Annotated in this window: 21 protein-coding genes and 2 pseudogenes; 15 read left to right on the top strand and 8 right to left on the bottom strand. The window is 40.4% G+C overall.

The window, feature by feature from the left end; translation table 11 throughout:
• Positions 1-38: 38 nt before the first annotated feature.
• From HMPREF1195_RS08120 to HMPREF1195_RS08105, 4 genes and pseudogenes are all read right to left on the bottom strand, one after another.
• A pseudogene (locus HMPREF1195_RS08120) lies at positions 39-1,961 on the bottom strand (GH92 family glycosyl hydrolase); the annotation flags it as partial.
• Between the two features lie 81 nt (positions 1,962-2,042).
• Positions 2,043-3,182, bottom strand: a complete 1,140-nt coding sequence (locus tag HMPREF1195_RS08115; protein WP_023919699.1) for a tyrosine-type recombinase/integrase — start codon at positions 3,180-3,182, stop codon at positions 2,043-2,045.
• Positions 3,169-3,372 carry a DUF3173 family protein gene (locus HMPREF1195_RS08110; RefSeq protein ID WP_000998327.1) on the bottom strand — a complete coding sequence of 68 codons (204 nt, stop codon included), beginning with the start codon at positions 3,370-3,372 and terminating at the stop codon, positions 3,169-3,171. The genes HMPREF1195_RS08115 and HMPREF1195_RS08110 overlap by 14 nt, the downstream gene beginning before the upstream one ends.
• Positions 3,369-4,361 carry a hypothetical protein gene (locus HMPREF1195_RS08105; protein WP_023919696.1) on the bottom strand — a complete coding sequence of 331 codons (993 nt, stop codon included), beginning with the start codon at positions 4,359-4,361 and terminating at the stop codon, positions 3,369-3,371. Before HMPREF1195_RS08105 ends, HMPREF1195_RS08110 begins: the two co-directional genes overlap by 4 nt.
• 657 nt (positions 4,362-5,018) lie before the next feature.
• On the opposite strand from HMPREF1195_RS08105, the gene HMPREF1195_RS08095 reads away from it, so the two are divergent.
• The gene (locus HMPREF1195_RS08095) at positions 5,019-5,312 is read left to right on the top strand and encodes a helix-turn-helix transcriptional regulator (protein WP_023919694.1); all 294 of its coding nucleotides are present in this window, start codon (positions 5,019-5,021) and stop codon (positions 5,310-5,312) included.
• A 153-nt stretch (positions 5,313-5,465) separates the two neighbouring features.
• Here the strand turns inward: HMPREF1195_RS08095 and HMPREF1195_RS08090 are convergent, their stop codons facing one another.
• Positions 5,466-6,314, bottom strand: a complete 849-nt coding sequence (locus HMPREF1195_RS08090) for a helix-turn-helix domain-containing protein (protein ID WP_023919692.1) — start codon at positions 6,312-6,314, stop codon at positions 5,466-5,468.
• A 244-nt stretch (positions 6,315-6,558) separates the two neighbouring features.
• Here HMPREF1195_RS08090 and HMPREF1195_RS08085 point away from each other — a divergent pair, with 244 nt between their 5' ends.
• Positions 6,559-7,734, top strand: coding sequence for an MFS transporter (locus HMPREF1195_RS08085; protein ID WP_023919690.1), 1,176 nt, complete (start codon positions 6,559-6,561; stop codon positions 7,732-7,734).
• A 244-nt stretch (positions 7,735-7,978) separates the two neighbouring features.
• On the opposite strand, the pseudogene HMPREF1195_RS08080 reads toward HMPREF1195_RS08085, so the two are convergent.
• Positions 7,979-8,149: pseudogene (locus HMPREF1195_RS08080) on the bottom strand (cell wall anchor); the annotation flags it as partial.
• A 215-nt stretch (positions 8,150-8,364) separates the two neighbouring features.
• Between HMPREF1195_RS08080 and HMPREF1195_RS08075 the strand changes: the two are divergent.
• From HMPREF1195_RS08075 to HMPREF1195_RS08030, 10 genes are all read left to right on the top strand, one after another.
• A complete protein-coding gene (locus HMPREF1195_RS08075) occupies positions 8,365-9,645 on the top strand; it encodes a glycoside hydrolase family 125 protein (protein WP_023919687.1) in 1,281 nt (426 codons plus the stop codon).
• Between the two features lie 76 nt (positions 9,646-9,721).
• The gene (locus tag HMPREF1195_RS08070; protein ID WP_023919685.1) at positions 9,722-12,367 is read left to right on the top strand and encodes an alpha-mannosidase; all 2,646 of its coding nucleotides are present in this window, start codon (positions 9,722-9,724) and stop codon (positions 12,365-12,367) included.
• A gap of 90 nt (positions 12,368-12,457) precedes the next feature.
• Complete coding sequence (locus HMPREF1195_RS08065; protein ID WP_023919683.1) at positions 12,458-13,327, top strand: ROK family protein; 870 nt, start codon at positions 12,458-12,460, stop codon at positions 13,325-13,327.
• A complete protein-coding gene (locus tag HMPREF1195_RS08060; RefSeq protein ID WP_023919681.1) occupies positions 13,321-15,201 on the top strand; it encodes a beta-N-acetylhexosaminidase in 1,881 nt (626 codons plus the stop codon). Before HMPREF1195_RS08065 ends, HMPREF1195_RS08060 begins: the two co-directional genes overlap by 7 nt.
• A gap of 227 nt (positions 15,202-15,428) precedes the next feature.
• Positions 15,429-16,358 carry an ABC transporter permease gene (locus HMPREF1195_RS08055; protein WP_003009701.1) on the top strand — a complete coding sequence of 310 codons (930 nt, stop codon included), beginning with the start codon at positions 15,429-15,431 and terminating at the stop codon, positions 16,356-16,358.
• Positions 16,359-16,371: 13 nt separating this feature from the next.
• The gene (locus HMPREF1195_RS08050) at positions 16,372-17,304 is read left to right on the top strand and encodes a carbohydrate ABC transporter permease (RefSeq protein ID WP_003004100.1); all 933 of its coding nucleotides are present in this window, start codon (positions 16,372-16,374) and stop codon (positions 17,302-17,304) included.
• 79 nt (positions 17,305-17,383) lie between these two features.
• Positions 17,384-18,865: an ABC transporter substrate-binding protein gene (locus HMPREF1195_RS08045; RefSeq protein ID WP_023919678.1), complete on the top strand. Its 1,482-nt coding sequence runs from the start codon at positions 17,384-17,386 to the stop codon at positions 18,863-18,865.
• A 171-nt stretch (positions 18,866-19,036) separates the two neighbouring features.
• The gene (locus HMPREF1195_RS08040; protein WP_023919676.1) at positions 19,037-19,648 is read left to right on the top strand and encodes a YesL family protein; all 612 of its coding nucleotides are present in this window, start codon (positions 19,037-19,039) and stop codon (positions 19,646-19,648) included.
• Between the two features lie 2 nt (positions 19,649-19,650).
• Positions 19,651-21,297, top strand: a complete 1,647-nt coding sequence (locus tag HMPREF1195_RS08035) for a sensor histidine kinase (RefSeq protein ID WP_023919674.1) — start codon at positions 19,651-19,653, stop codon at positions 21,295-21,297.
• A 10-nt stretch (positions 21,298-21,307) separates the two neighbouring features.
• The gene (locus HMPREF1195_RS08030) at positions 21,308-22,612 is read left to right on the top strand and encodes a response regulator transcription factor (protein WP_023919672.1); all 1,305 of its coding nucleotides are present in this window, start codon (positions 21,308-21,310) and stop codon (positions 22,610-22,612) included.
• Positions 22,613-22,652: 40 nt separating this feature from the next.
• Here HMPREF1195_RS08030 and HMPREF1195_RS08025 read toward each other — a convergent pair whose 3' ends face one another.
• A complete protein-coding gene (locus tag HMPREF1195_RS08025; RefSeq protein ID WP_023919670.1) occupies positions 22,653-23,507 on the bottom strand; it encodes a putative RNA methyltransferase in 855 nt (284 codons plus the stop codon).
• 107 nt (positions 23,508-23,614) lie between these two features.
• On the bottom strand, positions 23,615-23,932 hold the full coding sequence (locus HMPREF1195_RS08020) for a YciI family protein (RefSeq protein ID WP_023919667.1): 318 nt from the start codon (positions 23,930-23,932) through the stop codon (positions 23,615-23,617).
• Positions 23,933-24,019: 87 nt separating this feature from the next.
• Between HMPREF1195_RS08020 and HMPREF1195_RS08015 the strand changes: the two genes are divergently transcribed.
• From HMPREF1195_RS08015 to HMPREF1195_RS08005, 3 genes are all read left to right on the top strand, one after another.
• Positions 24,020-24,337 (top strand): winged helix-turn-helix transcriptional regulator, encoded by a 318-nt coding sequence (locus tag HMPREF1195_RS08015; RefSeq protein WP_023919666.1) that lies wholly within the window; start codon positions 24,020-24,022, stop codon positions 24,335-24,337.
• Between the two features lie 124 nt (positions 24,338-24,461).
• Entirely contained in the window at positions 24,462-25,328 is an 867-nt protein-coding gene (locus tag HMPREF1195_RS08010; protein WP_023919664.1) for an ABC transporter ATP-binding protein, read from the top strand.
• Positions 25,328-26,170, top strand: coding sequence for an ABC transporter permease (locus HMPREF1195_RS08005; RefSeq protein ID WP_023919663.1), 843 nt, complete (start codon positions 25,328-25,330; stop codon positions 26,168-26,170). Before HMPREF1195_RS08010 ends, HMPREF1195_RS08005 begins: the two co-directional genes overlap by 1 nt.
• Positions 26,171-26,183 lie beyond the last annotated feature (13 nt).

Raw genomic sequence — 26,183 nt, 5'->3', positions numbered from 1 at the left:
AATTGAGAGGCTAGGACTTTTGTCCCAGCCTCTTTTTCTTATGCATGTGGGGGGAGCCAAGAAAGCTCAAATTGGAGCAATTGGGCTTCAAGGAGGTCTTGATGGGAAATCTCTTGTTTCTCTTTACCATCTAATAGGGCTTTTTGGATGAAATAGGCGCCTGCAGTGTGTGAGTTGGCGCAAATCTTGAGCTCTTGCTTGGGAAGATGGAGAAGGACTTCTTTAAAGAGGGGGAGCCCTAGATCATAGATTGGTTTTCCTGGGCAGGTTGGATAGAGTCCAAGGGCTGACCAGATGTACCAAGCAGATAGGCTACCGTTGTCCTCATCACCTGGATAGGCTTGGAAATTTGGATGGAAAGCTTGGGAACGGATCTGGTGGATCAGGAGATTGGTATATTCGGGGTGAAGACTGTGGCGGAAGAGGTAGGGAAGGTGAAAGCTGGGTTGATTGGAGATGGCAATCTGCCCAAATGGGGCTTGGGCCATTTCACTCATTTCATGGATTTCATAGCCATATCCTCTTACATCAAATTGAGGTTTTTGATTGGCCAGATCCAGCAATCGTTGGGTGAAGGCTTTTTTACCGCCCATCAGCTCTATCAGGCCGGAGAGGTCGTGTAAGGCTCCAAAAGTAGCCTGGGTTGCAGAGCATTCTGCATAATCTCCTCCCCAGCTGGTAGGAGAGAAGGGTTCTTTAAAGGTTCCATTGGTGGATCGTGCTCTCATAAAGCCTGTTTGGGCATCGTACAATGTTCGGTAGGAGAGGCTGGAAGCAGCATACCGAGCGGCTGTTTCTGTATGAACCAATTGCTTGGCAACGCTAGCAATGCAAAAATCACTATAGGCATAATCTAGGCTATGGCTAACACTTTCATGAAAATCTTCGGGTAGGTAGCCAAGGGCCTTGTAGCTTTCATTGCCATGGCGACCAAAATGTTGAGTGGGATCTGTTTTTTGAGCCGTCTGGAGCATGGCTGTCAGCATGTTTTCATGTAGGTCTGGTGCGATCCCTTTTGTGACAGCATCCGCAAAGACGCCATCGATGAGGGTACCTGGCATCATTCCTCGTTCATCTGGGGCCAACCATTTTGGTAGAAAACCAGTATCCTTGTAAGTGTTTAAAAATCCTTCGAGAAAGTGACGGTAGTAATCGGGGTAGACAAGGCTAAAGAGCGGAAAAGAGGTCCGAAAGAGGTCCCAAAATCCGATATTCGTATAAGCTTTTCCTGATTTGATTTCATTATGGGTGACATCCAGGTGCCAGTCATTTCCCTCAGTATCCGTTTCATAAAAAGTTTGAGGGAAAAGGAGGAGTCTGTAAAGGCAATGGTCGAAAAAGGCTTGGTCACGCCCTCCGGTATCCTTCACTTCAATTCGTTTTAGCAGCTGATTCCATTGATCGGTTGCTTCTTTTTTAGCTTCCTCTAGGGAAGGGTTGGGAAGATGGCTGTGAGCCATGTCTTGGGACAGATAAGAAGTTCCTAATTGGACGGTCACTTCCTTGCTAGAAAAGGTGAGAAAAAGATCATGATCGATGTGAGTGACGTTCTCAATCGGCTGGCTAAATTGCCACTGGAGATAGAAAGAGTAGGAAGTATCTGCGGTATGGGCCTGATCCAGAATGCGGAAGTGGCAGGTTTGGTCTGTCAGGGTCAAGTCCTCTAGTTCCTTTGCTGCATGAAAGCAGAGTGTCAGTCTTTCTGGTGCTCGAAAGTGCATGACAGCCCCGTAGCGGCTTGGAACCAGCTCGCTTTGAATCTGATAACGTTCCGAAAAAATACGGAGGTAGTGGGGCTGGAAAATAGCTTCTTTCATTGAATAACTGCTTTGGCGACGGAAGAGGTCGGAACTTGTAACTTCTCCTGTGATGGGCGTGATGAGGCACCAAGCGTAGTCTCCTATCCAAGGACTAGGCTGGTGGGTGAGGCGAAAACCCTGAAAAATAGGAAGTAGTGGGAAAATATGAAAAAAAGCCCTTTAAAATGAGGCTTTTGAGGCGTATTTTCTTTTTTTGGTAGCTAATTTGGTAGCCAAAGAGATTTAGTCGATAAAATCACTTGATATGAGATTGAGTTTATCTGTTAATTCGGAATCAGCGTTTGGGTATAAATGACTATAAATGCTAAGTGTAGTTTTGACATCAGAATGACCTAATCGTCTTTGAATATATAGAGCATTTACATTATATTCATTAATAAGTAATGACGCATGGGAGTGTCTTAAACCTTTTGGTTGAATGTATTTAACTCCTGCTCGTTTAGAATATTTTAGAATCTGGTCTCTAATACTACGTTTACGATATGGATTTCCATCAAGTGATAGAATGAATGGTATCTTGTCAACTTTTGCTTGTCGTTCTTTCCATTCTTTAAGTACGTTTAGAGTATTATCATCAAGGCCAATGGTTCGTCTGGAACTTTCAGTTTTTAGTTTGTTACGCCGAACCCAATTTTCACGGTTTATATACTGTAAGTTGTGATTGATTGCTAGAGTTTTCTTTTCAAAATCTACATCTTCCCAATAAAGAGCAGTCGCCTCATTTACACGCATTCCTGTAAAATAATAAAGCCAAAAAAGCGTATAAACAAAGTGCTCAAAATAACTCTTTTTATCAAGTGATTGTATTACTTTTTGGAACTCGTCTTTTGTCCAAAAATCTATATGTTTTTTTATGATTGGAATTGGACTAATATTACTTGTGGGAATTTCATGAAAAATCAACCCATATTTTTTTGCAGTTTTCAAAACTTGATTAAGCAAAGTCATCTTGTTTCTTGCATATGAATTTGAATATTTCTCTAATAAACCGTTTCTATAATTAATCACATCATAAGTAGTAATTTCTCTAGGTTTTTTCTTACCAAAGTATTGAATAAATTCATCGAATATAACTTGACGTCTGTGTTCGAGATCCGGACTTGTTGTAGCGTAATAATTTGGCATAAAAACTTCTTCCATAAACTGCTTAAAAGTCCATTGAGTATGCTTAATTCCTCCTTTTTGTTGTATCTTATTCAAGGCTCTTGTACGTGCTTCAAAGGCTTCTTTTGCGGTTTGAAAACCACGTCTACGTTCTTGATAAGGTTTACCAGTAGCTAGGTCAACTCCAGCTTTAAAATAATAAGTATATTTGCCAGTCTTATCATCTTTCGTAACACCGGTATATCTAGTTTTTGACATGTAGTTCCTCCAATCCAAGTATCTCTGCTACAACTGATACTGGAACAGTTCCAAGTCCTTTATTGTTATAGAAATCGAAACCACGCTCGACCATAATATGTTTTGCTTGCCGTAAAATATTATAAGCAGTCCATTTTGAAAAACCTAAGTCCATAATTTCTTGTACTGTCATAGTTAATTTATCGTTCATAAATCAATTTCTCCTTTACTAGTAAGTTCTAGGAATTCTCCTATTAATTGTTTGAGTTCATTATTTAATCGTGGGGTTTGTTCTTTAAGTGCATCTTGTAGCTCTAAAGAAAATGAGCTACTATCAAATGCTTTTAAATGTTTTCTAAGCCTAGTCTTTTTAACTCTAATAGTGTTAGGTTTCAGATAGGGGAATAATTCGGGTAAGAGTGCAGGTTCATGGAGAAAGATATAAGCAAATGCTTTGCTATCATCTGGAACACTTGAAAGACTAAAAAAGCTAAAATTCTCCAATCGTTTAGAAATTTCTGAAATGGTTTCCTCGTTTATAGCCTTTGTTCGTAGTTGGAACTCTAACCGCCACCAAAAGGGTTTGTTTTCTATATCTAATTTATCAGCTCTTTTGTGACTTAGTACCTCTATATTCTTATCGTACAAACGTACTTGAACGTTGCTACCACTTGCACCCCAGTATTTACTTTCTATATTGCCCCCTCTACCGTAGAATATTTTATGACTAACCCCTCCTTTGATATGTTGTAAAAAAACTATTTCTGGCCTATTAAAGATATCAAAAGCAAGGTCTAATCGTGACAGTCTAATTTCTAATCGATTTAATCGAGCGTAATTCATAATCTGCCTCCACACTTGTAACCCCTCAAATTCTTTTAGTGAGTTAGGGTTGAAGTCTAGGCGTATGACTTGATAACCACCATAATCCGATAGTTGAAAGAAAATTAGATTTATACTATCTTCGTCTATCGTTTTATAAAGAGTAAAATAGTCTTCTCTTAGATTTTCTTGAATACTAAATTCTTGAATTATATTATCGAGTGATTTTCGTAATTCACGAAATATTCGTCTAAGTGATTGGTTCTCGCTATCAAAGATTACTGTTAATCTGTCAATGCTGATATAAATCGATTTTTCTAGTTTTGATAAATCTACTTGACTTTGATATTCTCGTAGAGATTGAATGGTATTTTTCAACTGTAACGCCTCCTTTCTATACTTAAAATCTGCGTAATTCGTTGCTACTATTGATTTTTGCCGATGACTCGTTACTTAGGGCGTTGCCTTAAGTGTATCTGATTGCTGGCTGTTAGAAACGCCAGTTTTTATATTAGAGATTGGGAGAACTTCGAGCTTCGGGCGCTCTGCCTTCGGCCCGCGCCCTTGCACTTGTCTCCCAATCTCTAATTTATTAGTTTTTAAACTACCCAAAATACTTGTCTAGAAAAATCGATAGCAGTTCAAGTGCTCGAAGTTCAATTTCTTCGTCTCGAATATTGTTAAATACATCATCATTTATTAGAACTGATGCACCTAAACTAGGCGAATAAAAAGAATGAGTATTGTTAGTGTTGTTGTCTTTTATTGTGTATTGTGTAGATTTCATAATCTCCTCAATCTAGCCATATCTCGCTTCTTATGGACTTTTTATTACCATTTTGGTATAATTGTATTGGTTTTAAACGAAAGCCTCAGAACGCTTTGCAGAGCTTTCTGGGGTGTTTTTGCATACTCATAAAATTAACTAGTATCACTTATTTTGTATGCTTTGTTTTTATATAACCATTTTGGTTATATAAGTATAATACAACCATTTTGGTTATAAGTCAATAGAAAAACGAAAGGAATTTTAAAATGTTAAAAGACAATATAAAAAAAGCCCGACTAAATGCAGGACTTACTCAATTAGAAGTTGCTGAAAAGTTAGGTGTAGCTCAAGCTCAATATGCTAGGTGGGAAAATGGAGGGAGAAATCCGAAAGATGAAACAGTAGAAAAATTAGCTGAAATCTTTGGTACGTCTCTTGAGATTTTAAAAGGACGTGATGACGGACTAGAAGAAATTGTTAGTTTATTGAGAGAATATGAATTGACAGAAGCAGATAAAAACAAAATTATTAAAACTTTAAAGGATTTATTACATAAATAAATCAAAATAATGTGGTAGTTGGAGAGCACAAAGTGAATAATATCCGGGAGTAAAAAAAGCAAGCTAAAGCATTTATTAAACGCTGGGAAAATAGAGGAAACGAAAGGCAGGATAGTCAATCTTTTTGGTGGTTAAAGATTAACTATCTTTATGCTATTGATTAATATATTTGTCATAGTGCTCTTGGTACTGTGCTTTTATATTATATTCTCCTAGAATTTCAAATACCTGAAGTGCTTGTTTCATCTTTTCGATTCCGTTCGCAGGATTGCACTTAAATTCAAAGTATCCACATGTATATAAGAAGACGGTTTGTTCATAATAGTTTAATTCATTATTTAGTAATTTTTTTATTTCTTTGATTAGAAAACTACAATTTTGAAATTCTTCTTTATCAATACTAACAATTAGGCAATTGATTGCCAATTGTGTAACAAGCCGTTTATTTGTCTTATTTAATGTTGAATAGATATAATTTTTTAACATTTCTATAGTTAATAGGAAGTAGGAGTTATATTTAATTGTTCTTACACAGTTACCTAATAGGATAATTTCATAGTAACCCCAGTTTTCAACTTTAAAAAGATAATCTGTTAGCTGTAATAACTCCTCGTCCGAGGGGAGAAAATTTTTATTTGTTGTATAGAGAATCGATTTTACCATTGTCTTTTCATAAGGACCCAAGTTATAACTTGAAGAGTTTGATAGTAATTCAATAATACTATCAAAATTTTTTGTGTAGTAGTGTTTTCGAATATATTGCACCAAGTTAGCGAATGAACCAGTTCTAGTAGAATTATTGTCATGAAGAATAATAAATTCATCCAAAGTTATATGTAATTTATCTAAAATATTGATTAGTCGAATACAAGAGATTTCTGATTCTCCCCGTTCAAATCTAGATATTTGAGATTTAGATAAATTACTATCAGCAATTGAACATAAACTGATTTGCTTTCCTTTTCGAAGTTTTCTGAGTGTTATACCAAGTTTTGATTTCATATTTCCCATTTTCCCAACAAAAAAGTAATTGATTTTTATTTATTGTACAATAAATAAAAACTGAAAGGAAGTCTAAATATGAAGAAAATTTTAAAAAATTCCCTAATTTTATTGTTGGTTATGGATATTATTATTGTCGGTGGATAAAATGTTTAGGTATACACCTCAGTCTTTAGATATCATCTAAAGACCTATTTAATAAAAAGTGATATTCATCGTGATTTAACTAGAAAGAAGGGACATTTTGGATATTAACAAGAAAACGTTTTATACAATTACTTTTGGTGAGTTTATATCAAATGTTGGAGATAGATTTCAGAAAATTGCTTTTCCAATTTTAATTTACCAAGAATTTCATTCGTCTTTTGCAATGGGAGGAATGGTGATTATTGAATTGCTACCTCAATTCTTCTTGGGATTTGTTATGGGTTACTTATTAGATAATTTCAATAAGAAAAAAATACTATTATGGTCTACATTAATACCTGCATTATTATGTAGTGTAATACCGATATTATCTAAATATTCAGTTTCTATATTTTTTTACTATGTTATTGCATTTTTGATACCTTTATTTTCGACACTTTTTCAAACAGGATTCTCAGTCATTACTCCTGCCTTATTTGAGAAGGAAGAATTGCAAAAATATAATTCTCAGTTTCAAGGTGTTCGAACTATTTCAAAATTAATTTCTCCAGCTCTAGCAGGGGTACTAATGTTAAAGTTTAATATTAATAGCATTTTTTTTATTAATAGTGCTTCTTTCTTGTTATTATTTCTTTCAATCCTAATTTCATATATTCCAGAGCAAGAACACAAGGAGAATGGTAATGATGATATAAAAGAAATTTTTGTAGGTTTTAAAGAGAACTTTACAAATATTAAATTGAGGATTTCTTTACTCTTTACTATTGTTGTGAATATCGCTATGCTAGGTTTCAATGCAACGATTATTTTTTATTTACAGGATCAATTAAAATTATCAAATAGTCTTGTTGGGATTGTTTACTCAATTGCTGGATTTGGAAGTTTGATAGCAGTAACCTTTCTTTCTACTTTTTTGAATAAGAAGGATGCCTTTATCTTGATGAATATATCAATGGCAACCATCCCACTTGTCATTATGGCGAGTGGAATAGTAGAAAATTGGATATTTTTTGGAATTTGTTATTCCATTTTGAGTGGACTAATTACAATAGCTTCTGTCTCGATTACAACAATACAGCAACAAGAAAGTACTGAGTATAATATTGGTAAAATACTTTCTAGTTCTTTTGTAATAGCTACCATTTTTGCTCCTTTTGGAGGGATACTGGCTGCTTATTTTAATTGGCTTTTAAATCCGAGATTAAGTCTAGTTATTTTGGGATTACTAAGTAGTTTATTGGTTATTCTTATAAAGAGTTATGAAAAAAATTAACTAAGAAAAGAACGGCAATAATTATTAAGGAAGATTAGTAGAAAAATTATCATTATCTAAATAGAATCATATCATCTAGAAAATTTGATACTTGACTTTTGGTATAAATCATATTAAAAATAATTCCAAATTTGTTGGTAGCTTTTTGGTAGCTAAACAGACAAATTTTATAATGTTTATCAAAATGAACATAAAGAGAATGTTGATTTGTCAGCATTCTTTTTTATTTCAAATGTATTCTCGGAATTAGAAGATTGGGGTTGAAAAACCAAGCCCCTTGTTCGTGTGTCGTCTGGGGAAGGAAGTAGTTCATTCCAAAAGGGACTCCAGTATAAGGGAGGGTATTTCCGTGGGAATAGTGGGGATGATTCTCGCTTCCCCAGCGGGTATCGATGGTCTGGCAAGTTGTGCGCATCTTGTCTCCTTTTTCTTCATCAACCTTAAATGATCTGTGTTTTTCTTGGAACACGCGGTGGTATTTTCTTCATTGTATCAAAGTGTTGTCAAATATGATAGCGTTTTTATCAAATGGAAAATTTTGTAGAAAAAGGGCTATAGTTTGCGTATGTATTTCCCCTTTGAAATCTTTTATACTGAATAGGAAAGAATCGATACGTGTGAGGAAAATAAATGACCTATTCAAAAGAAATTGTGCGAGAATGGTTGGATCAAGTGGCTGAGCGAGCTAAGGAGTACCCGGAGTGGGTGGATGTCTTTGAACGTTGTTATACAGACACTTTGGACAACACAGTTGAAATTTTAGAAGATGGTTCAACCTTTGTGTTAACAGGGGACATCCCAGCTATGTGGCTGCGTGACTCAACGGCTCAATTGAGACCCTATCTTCATGTGGCAAAAAGAGACCCTCGTTTGCGCCAGACCATTGCTGGTTTGGTCAAACGCCAGATGACCTTGATCCTCAAGGATCCCTATGCTAACTCTTTTAATATTGAGGAGAACTGGAAAGGCCACCACGAGACCGACCACACCGATTTGAATGGCTGGATTTGGGAGCGCAAGTATGAAGTGGATTCGCTTTGCTATCCCTTGCAATTGGCTTATCTCCTGTGGAAGGAAACAGGTGAGACTAGCCAATTTGATGAGACTTTTGTTACAGCGACCAAGGAAATCCTTCATCTTTGGACAGTGGAACAAGACCACAAGAATTCCCCTTATCGCTTTGTTCGGGATACAGATCGTAAGGAAGACACGCTGGTGAATGATGGCTTTGGGCCAGATTTCGCTGTGACAGGGATGACCTGGTCAGCCTTTCGTCCAAGTGATGACTGCTGTCAGTATAGTTACTTGATTCCGTCCAATATGTTTGCAGTGGTTGTCTTGGGTTATGTGCAAGAAATCTTCGCAACATTGAATCTAGCCGATAGCGAGAGCATCATTGCAGATGCCAAACGCCTGCAGGCGGAGATTCAAGAAGGGATCGAAAACTACGCCTACACCACTAACAGCAAGGGTGAGAAAATCTATGCCTTTGAGGTAGACGGTTTGGGAAATGCTAGCATCATGGATGATCCGAACGTACCAAGCTTGTTGGCGGCTCCTTATCTTGGTTATTGTGCGATCGAAGATGAAGTCTACCAAGCCACTCGTCGGACGATTTTGAGCCCTGAAAATCCTTACTTCTATGAAGGGAAGTATGCTAGTGGGCTCGGAAGTTCTCATACCTTTTATCGCTATATCTGGCCGATTGCTTTATCCATTCAAGGATTGACAACAAATGATAAAGCTGAGAAAAAACATTTGCTGGACCAGTTGGTTGCCTGCGATGGAGGCACGGGCGTCATGCACGAAAGTTTCCATGTAGATGATCCAACCAAATACTCGCGTGAATGGTTCTCTTGGGCCAACATGATGTTCTGTGAATTGGTCTTGGATTACTTGGATATTCGCTAATGAGCTGTCGCTTAACAGATTCTGGGAAAGAATCAAAAATATATTTTTAAATTTAAGTTAGAATGAGGTTTTACTCATGGAAAATGTTGTTGTACATATCATCTCTCACAGCCACTGGGATCGTGAGTGGTATTTACCTTTTGAAAGTCACCGCATGCAATTGGTGGAACTCTTTGACAATCTCTTTGATCTTTTTGAAAATGACCCTGAATTCAAAAGTTTCCACTTGGATGGACAAACCATTGTCCTTGACGACTATTTAGAAATTCGCCCTGAAAACCGTGACAAGGTGCAGCGCTATATCGACGAGGGCAAGCTCAAGATTGGTCCCTTCTATATTTTGCAGGATGATTACCTGATCTCTAGTGAAGCCAATGTCCGCAATACCTTGATTGGACAGGCTGAATGCGCTAAATGGGGCAAATCTACTCAGATTGGTTATTTCCCAGATACCTTTGGAAATATGGGGCAAGCCCCTCAAATCCTTCAAAAATCAGGGATTCACGTAGCAGCCTTTGGTCGTGGTGTTAAACCAATCGGATTTGATAACCAAGTCCTCGAAGATGAGCAATTCACCTCTCAATTTTCTGAAATGTACTGGCAAGGGGCGGATGGTAGCCGTGTGCTAGGTATTCTCTTTGCCAACTGGTACAGTAATGGGAACGAAATTCCAGTGGATAAAGATGAAGCTTTGGCTTTTTGGAAACAAAAATTGGCAGATGTTCGTGACTATGCCTCCACCAACCAATGGTTGATGATGAACGGCTGCGACCACCAACCAGTTCAACGAAACTTGAGTGAAGCAATTCGCGTGGCTAACGAACTATTTCCTGACGTGACCTTTATCCATAGCTCTTTTGATGAATATGTGCAAGCAGTGGAAAGTGCGCTTCCTGAGCAATTATCAACAGTTACAGGAGAATTGACCAGTCAGGAAACCGATGGTTGGTACACACTGGCAAATACGTCTTCCTCTCGGATTTATCTCAAGCAAGCCTTCCAAGAAAACAGCAACTTGCTCGAGCAAGTGGTGGAACCTTTGACCATCATTACTGGTGGGCACAACCACAAGGATCAATTGACCTATGCCTGGAAGACACTCTTACAAAATGCGCCACACGATAGTATTTGTGGATGTAGCGTAGATGATGTTCACCGTGAAATGGAAGTTCGTTTTGCCAAGGTCAACCAAGTTGGAAACTTCGTCAAGACCAACCTTCTGAACGAATGGAAGGGTAAGCTAGCAACTCAAAAAGCCCAGAGTGAGCACCTCTTTACGGTCATCAATACTGGCTTGCATAATAAGGTGGATACCGTCAGCACGATTGTCGATGTAGCAGTTTGTCCGTTTAAGGAATTGCATCCGACAGAAGGCTTCAAGAAAATGGCCGCTTTGACCTTGCCAGACTACCACGTAGAAGATTTAGATGGGCATCTTGTAGAAGCAGAGATTGAGGACTTGGGAGCAAGCTTTGGCTATACCCTGCCTAAGGATAAATTCCGTCAACCTTATATCGCGCGTCAAGTGCGCGTGACGGTTCCGGTTCACCTAGCGCCTCTTTCTTGGACCACCTTCCAGCTCTTGGAAGGCAAAGCACCTCATCATGATGGTCTTTTCCAAAATGGGGTGATTGATACGCCATTTGTAACCCTTAGTATCGATGATGGCTTGACCCTCTATGATAAAACGACCAATGAGGCTTATGAGGATTTCCTTCGTTTTGAAGATCGTGGTGATATCGGTAATGAATATATCTACTTCCAACCAAAAGGAACCGAGCCGATCTATGCGGAGTTAACAGCTTATGAGGTCTTGGAAAACAATGCTCGCTATGCCAAAATCTTGCTCAAGCATGACTTGACGATCCCGGTTAGCGCGGATGAACAATTGGATGCGGAGCAAAGAGGCATTATCGAGTTTATGAACCGCAAGGCAAGTCGCTCAGAAGAGATGACAACCATCCCTCTTGAAACGGAGATGACCATCTTTGTGGATGACCCGCAAATTCGCTTCAAGACACGCTTTACCAATACTGCTAAGGATCACCGCATTCGTCTCTTGGTCAAAACTCATAACACTCGTCCAAGCAATGACTCGGAAAGCATTTATGAGGTGGTCACACGGCCAAATAAACCGGCTGCTTCTTGGGAAAATCCTGAAAATCCTCAACACCAGCAAGCTTTCGTCAGCTTGTATGATGACGTCAAAGGGGTAACAGTGGCCAATAAAGGATTGCATGAATACGAAATCCTTGGAGACGATATGATAGCTGTAACACTTCTCCGTGCTTCCGGTGAACTTGGTGACTGGGGCTATTTCCCAACACCAGAAGCACAATGCTTACGGGACTTTGAGGTTGAATATGCAGTAGAATGCCATCAAGCTCAGGGACGCTTCTCTGCTTATCGCCGAGCTAAAGCTTTGCAGACACCGATGACCAGCCTTCAAGTTGAAAAACAAGAAGGAAGTGTAGCAGCATCTGGTAGCTTACTCAAGCATACAGCCTTGACACATCCTCAGGTTTGTCCAACAGCCTTTAAGGTAGCAGAAAATGAAGAAGGTTACATCCTTCGCTATTACAATATGAGCCAAGAAAATGTGCGCGTGTCAGAAGGACAACAAACGGTTGTCGATCTTCTTGAACAACCGTATCCGGTCCATACAGGTTTATTGGCACCGCAAGAAATCCGGACAGAATGGATTAAAAAAGAAGAAGTCTAGCTGGTTGCAGCTGAAGAAACAATAAAAGGAAAGGAGGAGCGAAAAAGTAAGAACCAACTGCTGACTCGCTCCTTTTTACAGGTAAAAGCAATGACCATTGCAACGATTGATATCGGAGGGACTGGGATTAAGTTTGCTAGTCTCACTCCGGATGGAAAGATTTTAGATAAGGCCAGCACCCCAACGCCAAAAACTCTAGAAGATTTGTTGGCTTGGTTGGACCAGCGATTGTCAGAACGTGACTACCGTGGGATTGCTATGAGTGTGCCAGGGGCTGTTAACCAAGAAACAGGGGTAATTGAAGGGATCAGTGCCATTCCTTACATCCATGGTTTTTCATGGTATGAGGCCCTTTCTCATCACAAGCTACCTGTCCATCTAGAAAATGATGCCAACTGTGTTGGACTGAGTGAATTGCTGGCGCATCCTGAGATTGAAAATGCAGCCTGTGTCGTGATTGGTACAGGGATCGGTGGCGCCATGATCATCAATGGCAAGCTTCACCGTGGTCGTCATGGCTTGGGCGGTGAGTTTGGCTACATGACAACCATCGAACCTGCAGAAAAGCTCAATAACTGGTCACAACTAGCATCAACAGGAAATATGGTGCGCTATGTCATTGAAAAATCTGGTCAGTCTGACTGGGATGGCCGTAAGGTGTACCAAGAGGCGGCAGCAGGCAATGCCCTTTGCCAAGAAGCTATTGAGCGGATGAATCGCAACCTAGCCCAAGGACTGCTCAATATCCAGTATCTCATCGACCCAGATGTCATTAGCCTGGGTGGCTCTATTAGTCAGAATCCAGATTTTATCAGAGGGGTTCAAAAAGCAGTAGATACTTTTGTGGACAGATATGAAGAATATACAATTGCTCCAGTGATTCAAGCTTGCACCTATCAGGCAGATGCCAATCTCTACGGTGCCCTTGTCAACTGGTTACAGGAGGAAAACCAATGGTAACTTTTACCGGAATCAGCAGTAAACAAGCGCAAGCTTTAGAGTTGCTCCAAAATCACATTTCTCTACCAGATGTAGAAGTGGCGGTTGGTCAGTCTGACCATGCTTCTATCTCTATCAAGGGGGAGAATGGGCAGTATCAATTGACCTACCGTAAACCTCATCAACTCTACCGTGCCTTATCTGTGCTCGCAACAGCTTTAGCAGAAGGGGACAAGGTAGAGATTGAAGAGCAGGCGGCCTATGAAGATTTAGCCTATATGGCGGACTGTTCGCGCAATGCCGTGCTCAATGTCGCATCTGCCAAGCAGATGATTGAAGTCTTGGCTCTGATGGGTTATTCAACCTTTGAGCTCTACATGGAAGACACTTATCAAATTGAAGGACAACCTTACTTTGGTTATTTCCGTGGAGCATACTCAGCTGAAGAGTTACAGGAAATCGAAAGCTACGCCCAGCAGTTTGACATGACCTTTGTGCCATGTATCCAAACTTTGGCTCACTTATCAGCCTTTGTCAAATGGGGCGTCAAAGAAGTGCAAGAGCTCCGCGATGTAGAAGATATTCTTCTCATCGGTGAAGAAAAAGTTTACGACCTGATTGACGGTATGTTTGCGACGTTGTCTAAACTACAAACTCGCAAGGTCAATATCGGGATGGACGAAGCCCACCTGGTTGGTTTGGGACGCTACCTTATCCTAAATGGTGTGGTGGATCGTAGCCTCCTCATGTGTCAACACTTGGAGCGCGTGCTGGATATTGCCGATAAGTATGGTTTCCACTGCCAGATGTGGAGCGATATGTTCTTCAAGCTCATGTCAGCAGATGGCCAGTACGACCGTGAGGTGGAAATTCCAGAAGAAACGCGTGTTTACCTTGACCGTCTCAAAGACCGTGTGACCTTGGTTTACTGGGATTATTATCAGGATAGCGAAGAAAAATACAATCGTAACTTCAGTAACCACCACAAGATTAGCCAGGATATTGCCTTTGCAGGTGGGGCTTGGAAGTGGATTGGTTTTACGCCCCACAACCATTTCAGCCGTCTCATTGCAGTAGAAGCCAATAAAGCTTGCCGTGCCAACCAAATCAAGGAAGTTATCGTGACGGGTTGGGGGGACAATGGTGGGGAAACAGCCCAGTTCTCTATCTTGCCAAGCTTGCAAATCTGGGCAGAACTTAGCTATCGCAATGATTTAGAGCGTCTATCTGCCCACTTCAAGACTAATACAGGTCTATCTGTTGAGGACTTTATGCAGCTGGATCTTGCCAACCTCTTGCCAGACCTACCAGACAATCTTAGTGGTATCAATCCTAACCGCTATGTCTTTTATCAGGATGTTCTTTGCCCAATCCTTGACAAGCACATGACTCCTGAACAGGACAAGCCATACTTTGCCAAGGCGGCTGAAATTCTTTCTGACATTAAAGAAAAAGCTGGTGTCTACGCCTATCTCTTTGAGACTCAGGCTCAGTTGAATGCCATTTTAAGTAATAAAGTGGATGTGGGCCGACGCATTCGTGAGGCCTATCAAGCAGGTGATAAAGAGAGCTTGCAACAAATCGCTAGAGGAGAATTGCCAAAACTCAGAAGTCAGATTGAAACCTTCCATGACCTCTTTAGCCACCAATGGTTGAAAGAAAACAAGGTCTTTGGCTTGGATACCGTAGACATCCGGATGGGTGGACTCTTGCAACGGATCAAGCGAGCTGAAAGTCGGATTGAAAACTACCTAGCAGGCGAAATCTCTCGTATCGATGAACTAGAAGTAGAGATCTTGCCATTCAACGATTTCTACGGAGATCAGGACTTCGCAGCCACAACGGCTAATCAGTGGCACACCATTGCGACAGCTTCGACCATTTATACAACGTAAAAAATGCCAAGTTGGATGACAGGTATCTCATCCACGGTGGGATAGGAGTAGAAGAGGAACTGTCTTTACGACCACCCTTTTCTACTCTTTTTTAAAGCTATGTCATAAATTTGTAGAATTTTTTCTATAATTAGGAGTTTGAAAATGTAAATGGGCTATCTTATAATAGGTGATGTAAACGCTACCAAAGTAAATAAACACGCTCAAGGCTCAAAGGGGGGAGTTAAATGAAAAAGTTTGTAAGGACTCTGAGAGAAAATTTCATTTTTCTTTTAATGGTCTTACCTGGTGCAGCGTGGTTAATCTTATTCTTCTATATTCCGGTTTTTGGGAATATCGTAGCATTTAAGGACTATCATATTACGGGAGAGGGCTTCATTGACAGTGTCATGAAGAGTAAGTGGGTTGGCTTTGACAACTTCAAGTTCCTCTTTAGTTCCAAAGATGCCTACATTATTACAAGAAACACGGTATTGTACAACTTAGGATTCATCTTCTTAGGATTGATTGTTTCCGTTGGGATCGCCATCATCTTTAGTGAGTTGAGATCAAAAAGAGTGGTCAAGGTGCTTCAAACCTCCATGCTCTTCCCATACTTCCTATCATGGGTTATCATCAGCTTCTTCACCGATGCCTTCCTTAACGTGGACAAAGGATTGGTCAACCACATCTTAACTTCATTTGGTATGAAAGCCATCAATTTCTACTCGGAATTGTGGATCTGGCCAGCGCTTCTCCTCTTCTTAGGAATCTGGAAAGGCTTTGGTTATAGTAGTGTCATGTACTATGCAACCATCATGGGAATTGACCCAACTTACTATGAAGCAGCGACTGTGGATGGTGCGTCTAAGTGGCAACGCATTCGCAACATCACCATTCCTCAGTTGTCTTCCTTGATTACGGTTTTGACTATTCTTGCAGTCGGAAATATCTTCCGCGCAGATTTCGGTCTTTTCTACCAAATCCCGCATAATGCTGGAGCGCTCTATAGTGTGACCAACGTTATTGATGTTTATGTCTACAACGGTTTGACCAAGTCAGGGGATATCGGGATGACAGCAGCAGCCGGTCTTTACCAATCGGTAGTCGGTTTGGTTCTTGTTTTAATCTCAAATATCATTGCCCGTCGCATTGATAAGAATGCCGCTCTCTTCTAGAAAGGAGGATCGTATGAAAAAATCAACCATTCAAAAAGAAAAAATTGATAATGTCGGGATCCATTCTTTCAGTAAGAAGAGCAACTTCTTCTTTACCTTGTTGTTGACCTTGGTCGGATTGACCTGTGTGCTTCCCTTCATCTTCGTTGTCATGATCTCTTTGACTGACGAACAAAGTTTGGCAGTCCATGGCTTCCAATTCTGGCCAGCAAAATTTGGATTTGATGGTTACCTCTTCTTGGTACAGTTCAAAGACAAAATCTTGCAAGCCCTCTTCATTACCTTGTTTGTGACCATTGTGGGAACAGCATGTAATGTCTTTATCACCACAACCTATGCTTACGCAATCTCACGGAGTACCTTTAAATACCGCAAGTTCTTTACCGTATTTTCACTCCTTAGTATGCTCTTTAGTGCAGGGTTGGTTCCAAGCTACATTGTGACCACTCAACTCTTGCAGTTAGGTGATACCATCGGGGCTTTGATTATCCCAATGTTGCTCAGTCCATTTAACATCATATTGATGCGGACCTTCTTTAAACGGACCATTCCAGAAGCTATCCTTGAATCCGCTCGGATCGATGGGGCAAGTGAAACACGGATCTTCTTCCAAATCTGCTTGCCATTGTCTCTACCAGGGATTGCGACCATCAGTTTGTTCACCGCTTTAGGGTTCTGGAATGACTGGTTCAATGCCCTCCTCTATATTAAGAGTGACAACCTTTACCCATTGCAATACCTCTTGATGCAAATCCAAAACAATATGGATTACATCGCTAAAAATGTCGGGGTATCCGGCCAATTGGCAGGAGCTGTACAATCCATCCCACGGGAAACAGGACGTATGGCCATGGTGGTTGTGGCAACAGTGCCAATCGCCATTCTCTATCCATTCTTCCAACGCTACTTTGTAAAAGGCTTGACCATCGGTGGTGTGAAAGAATAACATCGTTCATTGAAAATCAACAGGATTTTCAACTCATAACTTAGTCTAAAAAGAAAATAACATAAAGGAGATTTTTCTTATGAAAAATTGGAAAAAATATGCGTTAGCATCTGCTAGTGTCATCGCTCTTGGAGCTACTCTTGCTGCTTGTGGAAGCCTTACAGGTAACAACAAGAAATCTGCAACAACTGAAGACGGTAAACCAATCATCAAGATGTACCAAATCGGTGATAAACCAGATAACTTGGATGTTCTTCTTAAAAATGCCAACAAGATCATTGAAAAGAAAGTTGGCGCAAAATTGGATATCCAATATCTTGGTTGGGGTGACTACGCACAAAAAATGAACGTTATCATCTCATCTGGTGAAAACTATGATATTGCCTTTGCTAATAACTATGTCATTAACGCTCAAAAAGGTGCTTATGCTGACTTGACAGAATTGTACAAGAAAGAAGGAAAAGACCTTTACAAAGCACTTGACCCAGCTTACATCAAAGGGAACACTGTAAATGGCAAGATCTATGCTGTTCCAGTAGCAGCTAACGTGGCATCTTCTCAAAACTTTGCCTTCAACGGACCACTTCTTGAAAAATATGGTATCGACGTTTCAAACGTGAAAGACTATGCTTCTCTTGAACCAGTCTTGAAAGCTATCAAAGAAAAAGATCCAAACGTTGTTCCATTTGCAATGAACAAGAGCTACGGTGGACCTTCAGATGACTTCGACTATGTGGCTGTTGATGGACTTCCATTCGTTGTTGACTTGAAAGGTGACACCACTAAGATCGTTGACCGTTACACAATTCCTCGTTATGTAGAAAACTTGAAGACTCTTCACAAATACTACGAAGCAGGATACATTCCAAAAGACGTAGCAACGAGCGACACTGGTTATGATCTTTCTCAAGATACATGGTTGGTTCGTGAAGAAACAGTAGGACCAGCTGACTACGGTAACAGCTTGCTTACTCGTGTAGCAAACCGTAAGATCGACATCAAACCATTTACTGAACTTTACAAGAAGAACAACACTACTCAAGTAGCTAACTTTGTTATCTCAAACAACTCTAAGAACAAAGAAAAAGCCATGGAAGTGTTGAACCTCTTGAACACTGATCCAGAACTCTTGAACGGCCTTGTTTATGGACCAGAAGGCAAGAACTGGGAAAAAGTTCCTGGCAAAGAAAACCGTGTCAAAGTCTTGGATGGCTACAACGGAAACACTCACATGTCTGGATGGAACACTGGTAACAACTGGATTCTTTACATCAACGAAAACGTAACAGATGAACAAATTGCACAATCTAAGAAAGACTTGGAAACTGCAAAAGAATCTCCAGCACTTGGCTTCATCTTTAACACAGATAAAGTGAAATCAGAAATCACAGCTCTTACAAATACTTTGAACCAATTCGCAGGTGCGATCAATACTGGTACTGTGGATCCTGAAGTAGAAGTTCCTAAGATGCTTGAAAAATTGAAATCAGAAGGTGCTTACCAAAAAGTGCTTGACGAAATGCAAAAACAATACGACGAATTCCTTGCTTCTAAAAAATAAGAGCAGGTAGTGCGAAAAAGGCTTTGGAGGGATCTCCAGAGCCTTTTTGTGTCTTTATGAAAATGAATCCTGTAAATGAAAATCAATATTTCAATTTACCAATGCAAATAGGGGGAAAGCGTTTTATTTTTATGGTATAATAGAATCACTAATTGGAAAAGAGGCTGAATGATGGGAAAAATCATCGAGTTCATTTTTACGAGAGTCTATGTTGCTATGCTGGTAACAGGGATTTTTTGGGTCTTGACGATCTGTGGGGGTGTTCTCTTGGGAGTAGGACCGGCTAGTGCCACTATCATGAGCCTCTATGCGGAAAATGGCATGACCTACAAGGACTATCATTGGTCACGCGCTTGGGAACTCTTCAAAGAAAATCTACGCCCGGCTAATCAAGTCTTTTATACCTTCTTTGCCATTGAAGGGGTTCTCCTCTATGGCATGTACCTCATGATCCAGATCCCTCACTTGAATTTCTTCCAAATTTTGGTTCTCTTGTTTAATCTGGTTTTCCTCTTGGTAGCGCCTCTAGCTTACGCCGTTTATTTGAAATTACAAGTTCATTTCGATCTTTCTTATGCTAATAGTATCAAGCTTAGTTTGATCGGAATGTTGCTGGACATTCGTCCGGTTCTGAAGCTCATCCTTGGAACTGCGCTACTTGGCGTCATTAGCTACTATATGCCAGCCCTTCTCTTTTTCGTCTTGATCGGTGTATGGCATTTCTTTGTCAATGATATCTTTGACCCTGTTTATCAAAACATCCACGAAAAATTGGTATCCTAACGATGAAAAAAATTTGGTTAAGTACGCTTTTAAAATTCTACGCCTATGTCATGGTGGTCATTTTGACTATTATGGGCCTGGTCGTTGCGGGGATCTCTTGGAAAAACCAGCAAGCTGAAGCCGACCGGATCGCCCAACGGGTCTTGACCGAAGTGGTGACGGATCTCGAGACCTCTTATCAACGGGTCACACAAGAAGGTCGTAGCCTCGTTGAAAACCCTGCAAAATTAGAAGGGATTTATCGCTATTTTACCTTGTCACCATCGGAGTATGAGACTTGGCGATTGAATGCCCAATTCCCTTCCTATATCCAATTGTCCCTACATAAGAATATTGACAGCCTCTATTTGAGCAATAAAAACATCGAGGGCATCGATGTCACCTTGTCTGATTACAAGACGGTATTTGTCTCTACCCGGCAATCAAAGGGAGGCAAGCAGGTCTCAGCGGACCATTACAAGGCTCCTGCAACAGCTATTCCAGTTCCTTTGACAGACCCGACAACGGGTGCTGGAGTTGGGATTGCTTATATGACGCTGGACCAGGAAATTTTGACGGCAGCGATTGACAATGCCAGAGGTGATCTTCCGGTCGCTGTGCGGATCTTCACTCCCTTTGGGAAAGAGATGTACCATGAAGGGGATAAGGGACAATCAAAAGATGTTAAATGGCAAACCCGTAGCACGATCTATGGCTACAAGGTGGATGTAGCTGTTTCTGAAAGTTATCTGCTCAAAAAGGGTCTAGCCAACCTGACCACTTTTCTCTCCATTGCTTTCTTGATTTTCTTGATCCTTTACTTATTAATGCGGCAAATTTTCAAAAATTACCGTCGTCAAGTCCTTGATCTGGTCGATACCATGAATCTGATCAGTCAAGGCGATAGTGAACGACGGATTGATACCTCGACCAAGGACCAAGAACTGCTGGTTATTGGTAATATGATCAATACCATGTTAGACAATATGGATAAGAACATTCGAGATATCTACCAGCTACAGCTCAGCCAAAAGGATGCCAATATGCGGGCCCTACAAGCCCAGATCAATCCCCACTTCATGTACAATACACTGGAATTTATCCGGATGTATGCCGTCATGCAAGAGCAAGAAGAGTTGGGTGATATTATCTATGAGTTTAGTAGTCTCTTGCGCAATAATATCTCAGATGAGCGAGTGACGACAGTTGAAAATGAGCTAGAATTTTGTCGCAAATACAGTTACCTCTGCATGGTACGTTATCCAAAATCAATTGCCTATGGCTTTAAGATCGATCCAGGCTTGGAAAAAATGAAGATTCCAAAATTCACCATCCAGCCTTTGGTCGAGAACTATTTTGCACATGGAGTGGACCACAAACGCAAGGACAATGTGATTAGTGTCAAAGTCTTGCAAGGAGAAGGGCAAGTCATGATTCTAGTTACTGATAATGGGCGCGGGATGGAAGAAGAACAGCTAGAAAAAATTCAAGAGATACTAGCCAATCGCAATCCACGCTCAGAAATCGAAGAAAAGAGTGGGCGGCAGTCCATCGGAATTGTCAATGTTCATGAACGCATGCTACTCTACTTTGGAGATCGCTACCATATCCAAGTCTTCTCCCAACCTCACCATGGAGTGACCTATACGATAACCATTCAAGATGAATAAAGGAGACAGAATGTACAAAGTCTTATTAGTAGACGATGAGTATATGATTACAGAAGGGTTAAAAAAATTAATCCCCTTTGACCACTGGAATATGGAAGTGGTCGCAACTGCTGAAGATGCAGATCAGGCTCTTGATTATGTGCGAGAACATCCGGTGGATGTGGTGATCACGGATGTCAATATGCCTGGAAAGACCGGACTTCAGATGATTGCAGAGATGAAGGATTTAATTCCAGATGCTGCTTTTATCATTATGTCAGGCTATCAGGATTTTGAATATGTCAAGACAGCCCTCAATTTGCGCGTGGCAGACTACCTGCTCAAACCTGTCAATAAGGTGGAGATGGGCAATATCCTAGAAAAAATCCAGCACCAAATCCAGCAACCAAGCCAAGAGTTGGCCAACCGCTTGATTCACGATGACATCTCTGAGGAAGAGTTTTGTCGGTATATCGCAGGCCGGAATTCACTGTGGATTGGGATTGCTAAGGAGAAAAAAGGTTTTATCAGCTCGTCTTACCAAGTTCTCGGGCAAAATCTTCAACTCTTTATCTCAGATCAAGAAGAAGAAGCCATGATTGAGAAGGCCTTTGAGCCACCCTATAAGGAGCACTTTCATCAATTTAAGGACCTAGTGGAGCGGAGACTCTTTTATGGAGCGACCCCTCTCAATCAAGACGAGGAAGTCTTCAATTATTATGAACCAGCCTACCGGGTGATCATGCAAGGAAATATCCAACAGATCTTAGAAGAACTGGATTGGTTAGAAAAAATGATCCTTGAGAAGACCCCTAAGGTCTCACTGACCAAGCAGCTCTTTATCCAATTTTTGATGGATGTCTTTCATTTGTTTGAATACCTGCAAGGTGATAATTTAGCTGATGTAGTCAAGAAAGTCCAAGAAACTGCCACTTTTAGCGAGATGATTGGCTTTATCCAGGAAGAGTTGTCCCGTTTCTTATCCCACTATCGGATGAATGAAAATGTAGCGAGTGTCCTCCAAGTGATTAGCCGTGATTACCAAAAAGAGCTGTCACTCAAGGACATCAGTCAGGGTCTCTTTATCAATCCAGTCTATTTAGGCCAATTGATTAAACGAGAAACCAATGCGACTTTCGCAGAACTCCTCAACAAACAGCGAATTAAGGCCGCCCAGCAGCTCCTCTTATCGACCAATGACAGCATTGAAGATATCTGCTATAAAGTCGGTTACAGCAATGTGGGCTATTTCTACAAGGTTTTCCGTAAACTCTGTGGAAAATCGCCTAAAACCTATCGCTTACAAGTCATGACAGAGCAGGCAGAAGATGAGTAAAAGGCTGAGACGATTTGTCTCAGCCTTTTCACTTTTCATTTTACGTCCTTTGTATCTTGATTTTCCCAACCAGCAGCTCCGCTTCAATGGTGATTTCTGTGAGTTGATTCCAGTCGATCTTTTCTTGGTCAACGTGAAATAGAAGAGGGGTCATGGCGAGGAGCGCTTGGCGTTCTTCAGGAGTTAAACTCTTGGTGAGGCTGACCGTTTCGGATGAAAGGATCTGGCAGTGGTCTTTAAAGTGCTCCAAAATTTCCTGGTTGGAGTAGGATTGCTTGGTCAATTGATCTTGGGCCAGCTGACGAATTTCTTTCAGATGAGAAGAGGTTGGGACGACCTTAATGATCACCCCTTCAGCCTTTAAGACACGCTCAAATTCAGCGTAATTAGCCGGGGAGAAGATGTCCAAAATGACCTCCATACTCTTGGATTGAATGGGTAGATGAGCCAAGTCTCCTACAAACCAATTGACCTTCCAGCTAGTGTCACTCTTGGCAGCTAGTTGCACAGATTCCTTGGAAAGATCAAATGCATAGAAAGTAGCTTCGGGATAAGCCTCTTGTAGCTTTCGGGAGTAATAGCCTTCTCCACAACCGGTATCTAGAATCTTGGCATCACTGGTCGGAATTTTTTGTCCGATCGCTGTTAGAATCGGCTCATAAAAACCTGCTTCTAAGATCAGCTGGCGATTCTGAAAATTTTCTTTGTCATAGTCCTTTGATTGCTTGATCTGGGGAGCCAGGTTGACATAGCCAAATTTCGCCAAATCAAAAGAATGGCCCTTGGGACATTTAAAACTGGTCTCCACAAGTTCTAGGTCCAGTTGACAGACGGGACAGGCAAAAGCAGTGGCTGTTTGAAATCGTTGTAACTTTGGTTTAATCGGTGTATTCATATTAGTAGTGTAACAAAAGAGCCTCTAGATAGCAACCGATGTTTTAATGGTACTAAGTCACACTTTTTTAACGATCCTACGCAGTATTGAATGGAACTTGAGTCTCTTTATTTAATTTCCTCATTTTCGTCCAATGGATTGTTCAGGACGTTTTTCAATTCTGGACAATATTTACTTGCCTCAAATTCAATGATCTCATATTGAGCAATCTCATTTTGATAGAATGGATCGTGTGTAATGATTTCTTGAACGGCTTCTTTATTTTTAGCTCTCATGAGAATGATACCGCCGGTCCTTGGATTTTTCCTTCCAGATGCGATAAAATGACCTTTTGTATAATACTGATTTAAAAACTCTATGTGTTTTTCTAAGAATTTTTCAACTTCATCAAGGGGCTTGATATAGGTAAGATTTACAATAAACATAAGTGACTCCTTTAAAATAAATGATAAATAGATTATAATACTTTACAAACTACCTGAATAGTAGGCACATTTTTGTAAGGAGAAAAAATGTTAACAAATAAAAATTGGAACTGTAGTATGTCTCGAGTCTTAGATGTGGTTGGTGGGAAATGGAGGATGAATATATTATGGGTTATAAACAAGCATAAGAGAGTTCGTTTCAATCAATTGAGAAGAGAAGTTGAAGGGATTACAACGATCAGTTTGACACGTGGATTAGATGTTTTAATAGAGAACCAATTGATTGAGAAATATGATTTTAAAACGATGCCACTCCATACAGAATATGAGCTGACAGAAAAAGGCAAGTCACTGATGCCGATTTTAAAGGACTTGAATCAATGGGGAAAAGAATGGTTGCAATAAATTTTTTCCTCATTTTAATCTCTTCTATCTCGCCACTCATCTCTTCATTTTGACCACTTATCCCCAAAAGCCGTTTTTTAAACGGCTTTTTTGCTAGACTGGTTCTATCAAAAGGAGAGAGAACATGATATTACAAGCTAAAAACATCAGTAAACGATATGGAAATCATATAGCCGTAAACAATATTCACTTACAGTTTGAAAAGGGAACGTTTAATGCGATTCTAGGACCAAATGGGGCGGGGAAATCAACGACGATTTCCATGTTGATTGGTTTGAAACAACCAACGCAAGGTGAAATCATCTATGAACCAGGTACTAAAATTGGTGTGGTCTTCCAGACTAGTGTCTTAGATGAGATGCTAACGGTTAGAGAAAATCTGACCATTCGTGCGAGACAGTATAAAGGCTTGAAACCCAATCGTGTATCTAGTCTCATTGATCGGCTAGGTCTATCAGCTTTCCAAAAGCAGAAATACGGGACGCTTTCAGGTGGCCAAAAGCGTCGGGTTGACATTGCGCGTGCCCTGCTCTCACAACCAGATATTCTGTTCTTAGACGAACCAACGACAGGTTTGGATATCCAAACTCGGAAGTCTATCTGGGATTTGCTCTATCAATTGCAGAGAGAAGAGGGAATGACTGTTGTATTGACCACGCATTATCTTGACGAAGCAGATGAAGCTGATCAAATTTATATTGTGGACCATGGGGAAGTGATTGCTCAAGGATCGGCGCTAGATATTAAGAGTCAATATGCAAAAAACATCTTGAAGATTCGTTTCAAGGAGAGACAGCAGATAGAAAGTCTCAAATCTTTGGGAATGTCAGTAGAGCAACAAAGTCAATTGGAGTATATTTTTCAACCCAAGAGTGAAAGGGAAGCCATTGATTACCTGGCACAAGTTAGAGATAGAATAGCCCATTTTGAGTTTCGTCCAGGGACCATGGATGATGCCTTTATTGCACTTACAGGAAGGGAGGTCCGCTAATGCTAGCCTTACTAAAGCGAAATTTTTTATTGTACTTCAGAAATCGTTCAGGAGTTTTCTTCTCCCTGTTGGGAGCCTTGATTTCCTTTGTTCTCTATATTATTTTTCTTCAAAAAAATCTAACAGATGCTTGGGCTCAGCTCCCCAATAGAGGTCCTGTGTTAAATAATTGGTTAATGAGTGGGACGCTGGCTGTAACAGGGATTACGACAAGTCTGGCTGCCCTGACTCAGTTAGTAAAGGATCGTGAACGTCAAGTAGATCAGGATCTTTATTTATCGGATCAAGGAAAGTGGCGGTTACCATTTTCGTATCTAACGAGCGCAATCATCATCTCTTTTTTCATGCAGGCCCTTATGTATGTGCTGATGTGTGGCTATTTTAGAGAAGTTCCAGCACTGTCTTTATTACCTGAAGTACTCCACATCATGCTGCTTAGTAGCCTGCTTTCTAGTTTGGTGAATGCCATTTTTGTTTATTTTTTCCATTCCGTAGACAGTCTTGGGAAGTTTTCGACCATAGTGGGTACAGCTTCTGGTTTTTTGGTAGGGACTTATGTACCTTTAGGTGTTCTACCTGATTTTGCACAACTACTAATGAAATGTACTCCAGCAACTTATATTGCTGCACTTTATCGGCAAGTACTCATGAAAGAAGCATTAAATGAGACCTTTAAAGGTCAAGATAATCTTCTTCAAGAGTTTCAAGAAAAAATGGGCGTTCAGCTCAAATGGCAAGCCTTATTGACAAAGGAACAAACATACCTTATAGTGTTAGGTGGTATTCTTTTAGCTTTGGGGATTTGGGTTTCCTTAGCAAAAAGATCGAATAAAAGAAAGTAAGTGAGAATTGGAG

Origin of the sequence: Streptococcus parasanguinis CC87K, assembly GCF_000507765.1 — a bacterium.
GTDB lineage: Bacteria > Bacillota > Bacilli > Lactobacillales > Streptococcaceae > Streptococcus > Streptococcus parasanguinis_J.
Note: the sequence above shows the minus strand (reverse complement) of the source record. Positions and strands in the feature narration are given on the sequence as shown.

Coding starts and splice junctions, on each gene's coding strand:
- HMPREF1195_RS08115 (WP_023919699.1), bottom strand. CDS start 3,182: ATGTCAAAAACTAGATATACCGGTGTTACGAAAGATGATAAGACTGGC.
- HMPREF1195_RS08110 (WP_000998327.1), bottom strand. CDS start 3,372: ATGAACGATAAATTAACTATGACAGTACAAGAAATTATGGACTTAGGT.
- HMPREF1195_RS08095 (WP_023919694.1), top strand. CDS start 5,019: ATGTTAAAAGACAATATAAAAAAAGCCCGACTAAATGCAGGACTTACT.
- HMPREF1195_RS08090 (WP_023919692.1), bottom strand. CDS start 6,314: ATGAAATCAAAACTTGGTATAACACTCAGAAAACTTCGAAAAGGAAAG.
- HMPREF1195_RS08075 (WP_023919687.1), top strand. CDS start 8,365: ATGACCTATTCAAAAGAAATTGTGCGAGAATGGTTGGATCAAGTGGCT.
- HMPREF1195_RS08070 (WP_023919685.1), top strand. CDS start 9,722: ATGGAAAATGTTGTTGTACATATCATCTCTCACAGCCACTGGGATCGT.
- HMPREF1195_RS08065 (WP_023919683.1), top strand. CDS start 12,458: ATGACCATTGCAACGATTGATATCGGAGGGACTGGGATTAAGTTTGCT.
- HMPREF1195_RS08060 (WP_023919681.1), top strand. CDS start 13,321: ATGGTAACTTTTACCGGAATCAGCAGTAAACAAGCGCAAGCTTTAGAG.
- HMPREF1195_RS08055 (WP_003009701.1), top strand. CDS start 15,429: ATGAAAAAGTTTGTAAGGACTCTGAGAGAAAATTTCATTTTTCTTTTA.
- HMPREF1195_RS08050 (WP_003004100.1), top strand. CDS start 16,372: ATGAAAAAATCAACCATTCAAAAAGAAAAAATTGATAATGTCGGGATC.
- HMPREF1195_RS08045 (WP_023919678.1), top strand. CDS start 17,384: ATGAAAAATTGGAAAAAATATGCGTTAGCATCTGCTAGTGTCATCGCT.
- HMPREF1195_RS08040 (WP_023919676.1), top strand. CDS start 19,037: ATGGGAAAAATCATCGAGTTCATTTTTACGAGAGTCTATGTTGCTATG.
- HMPREF1195_RS08035 (WP_023919674.1), top strand. CDS start 19,651: ATGAAAAAAATTTGGTTAAGTACGCTTTTAAAATTCTACGCCTATGTC.
- HMPREF1195_RS08030 (WP_023919672.1), top strand. CDS start 21,308: ATGTACAAAGTCTTATTAGTAGACGATGAGTATATGATTACAGAAGGG.
- HMPREF1195_RS08025 (WP_023919670.1), bottom strand. CDS start 23,507: ATGAATACACCGATTAAACCAAAGTTACAACGATTTCAAACAGCCACT.
- HMPREF1195_RS08020 (WP_023919667.1), bottom strand. CDS start 23,932: ATGTTTATTGTAAATCTTACCTATATCAAGCCCCTTGATGAAGTTGAA.
- HMPREF1195_RS08015 (WP_023919666.1), top strand. CDS start 24,020: ATGTTAACAAATAAAAATTGGAACTGTAGTATGTCTCGAGTCTTAGAT.
- HMPREF1195_RS08010 (WP_023919664.1), top strand. CDS start 24,462: ATGATATTACAAGCTAAAAACATCAGTAAACGATATGGAAATCATATA.
- HMPREF1195_RS08005 (WP_023919663.1), top strand. CDS start 25,328: ATGCTAGCCTTACTAAAGCGAAATTTTTTATTGTACTTCAGAAATCGT.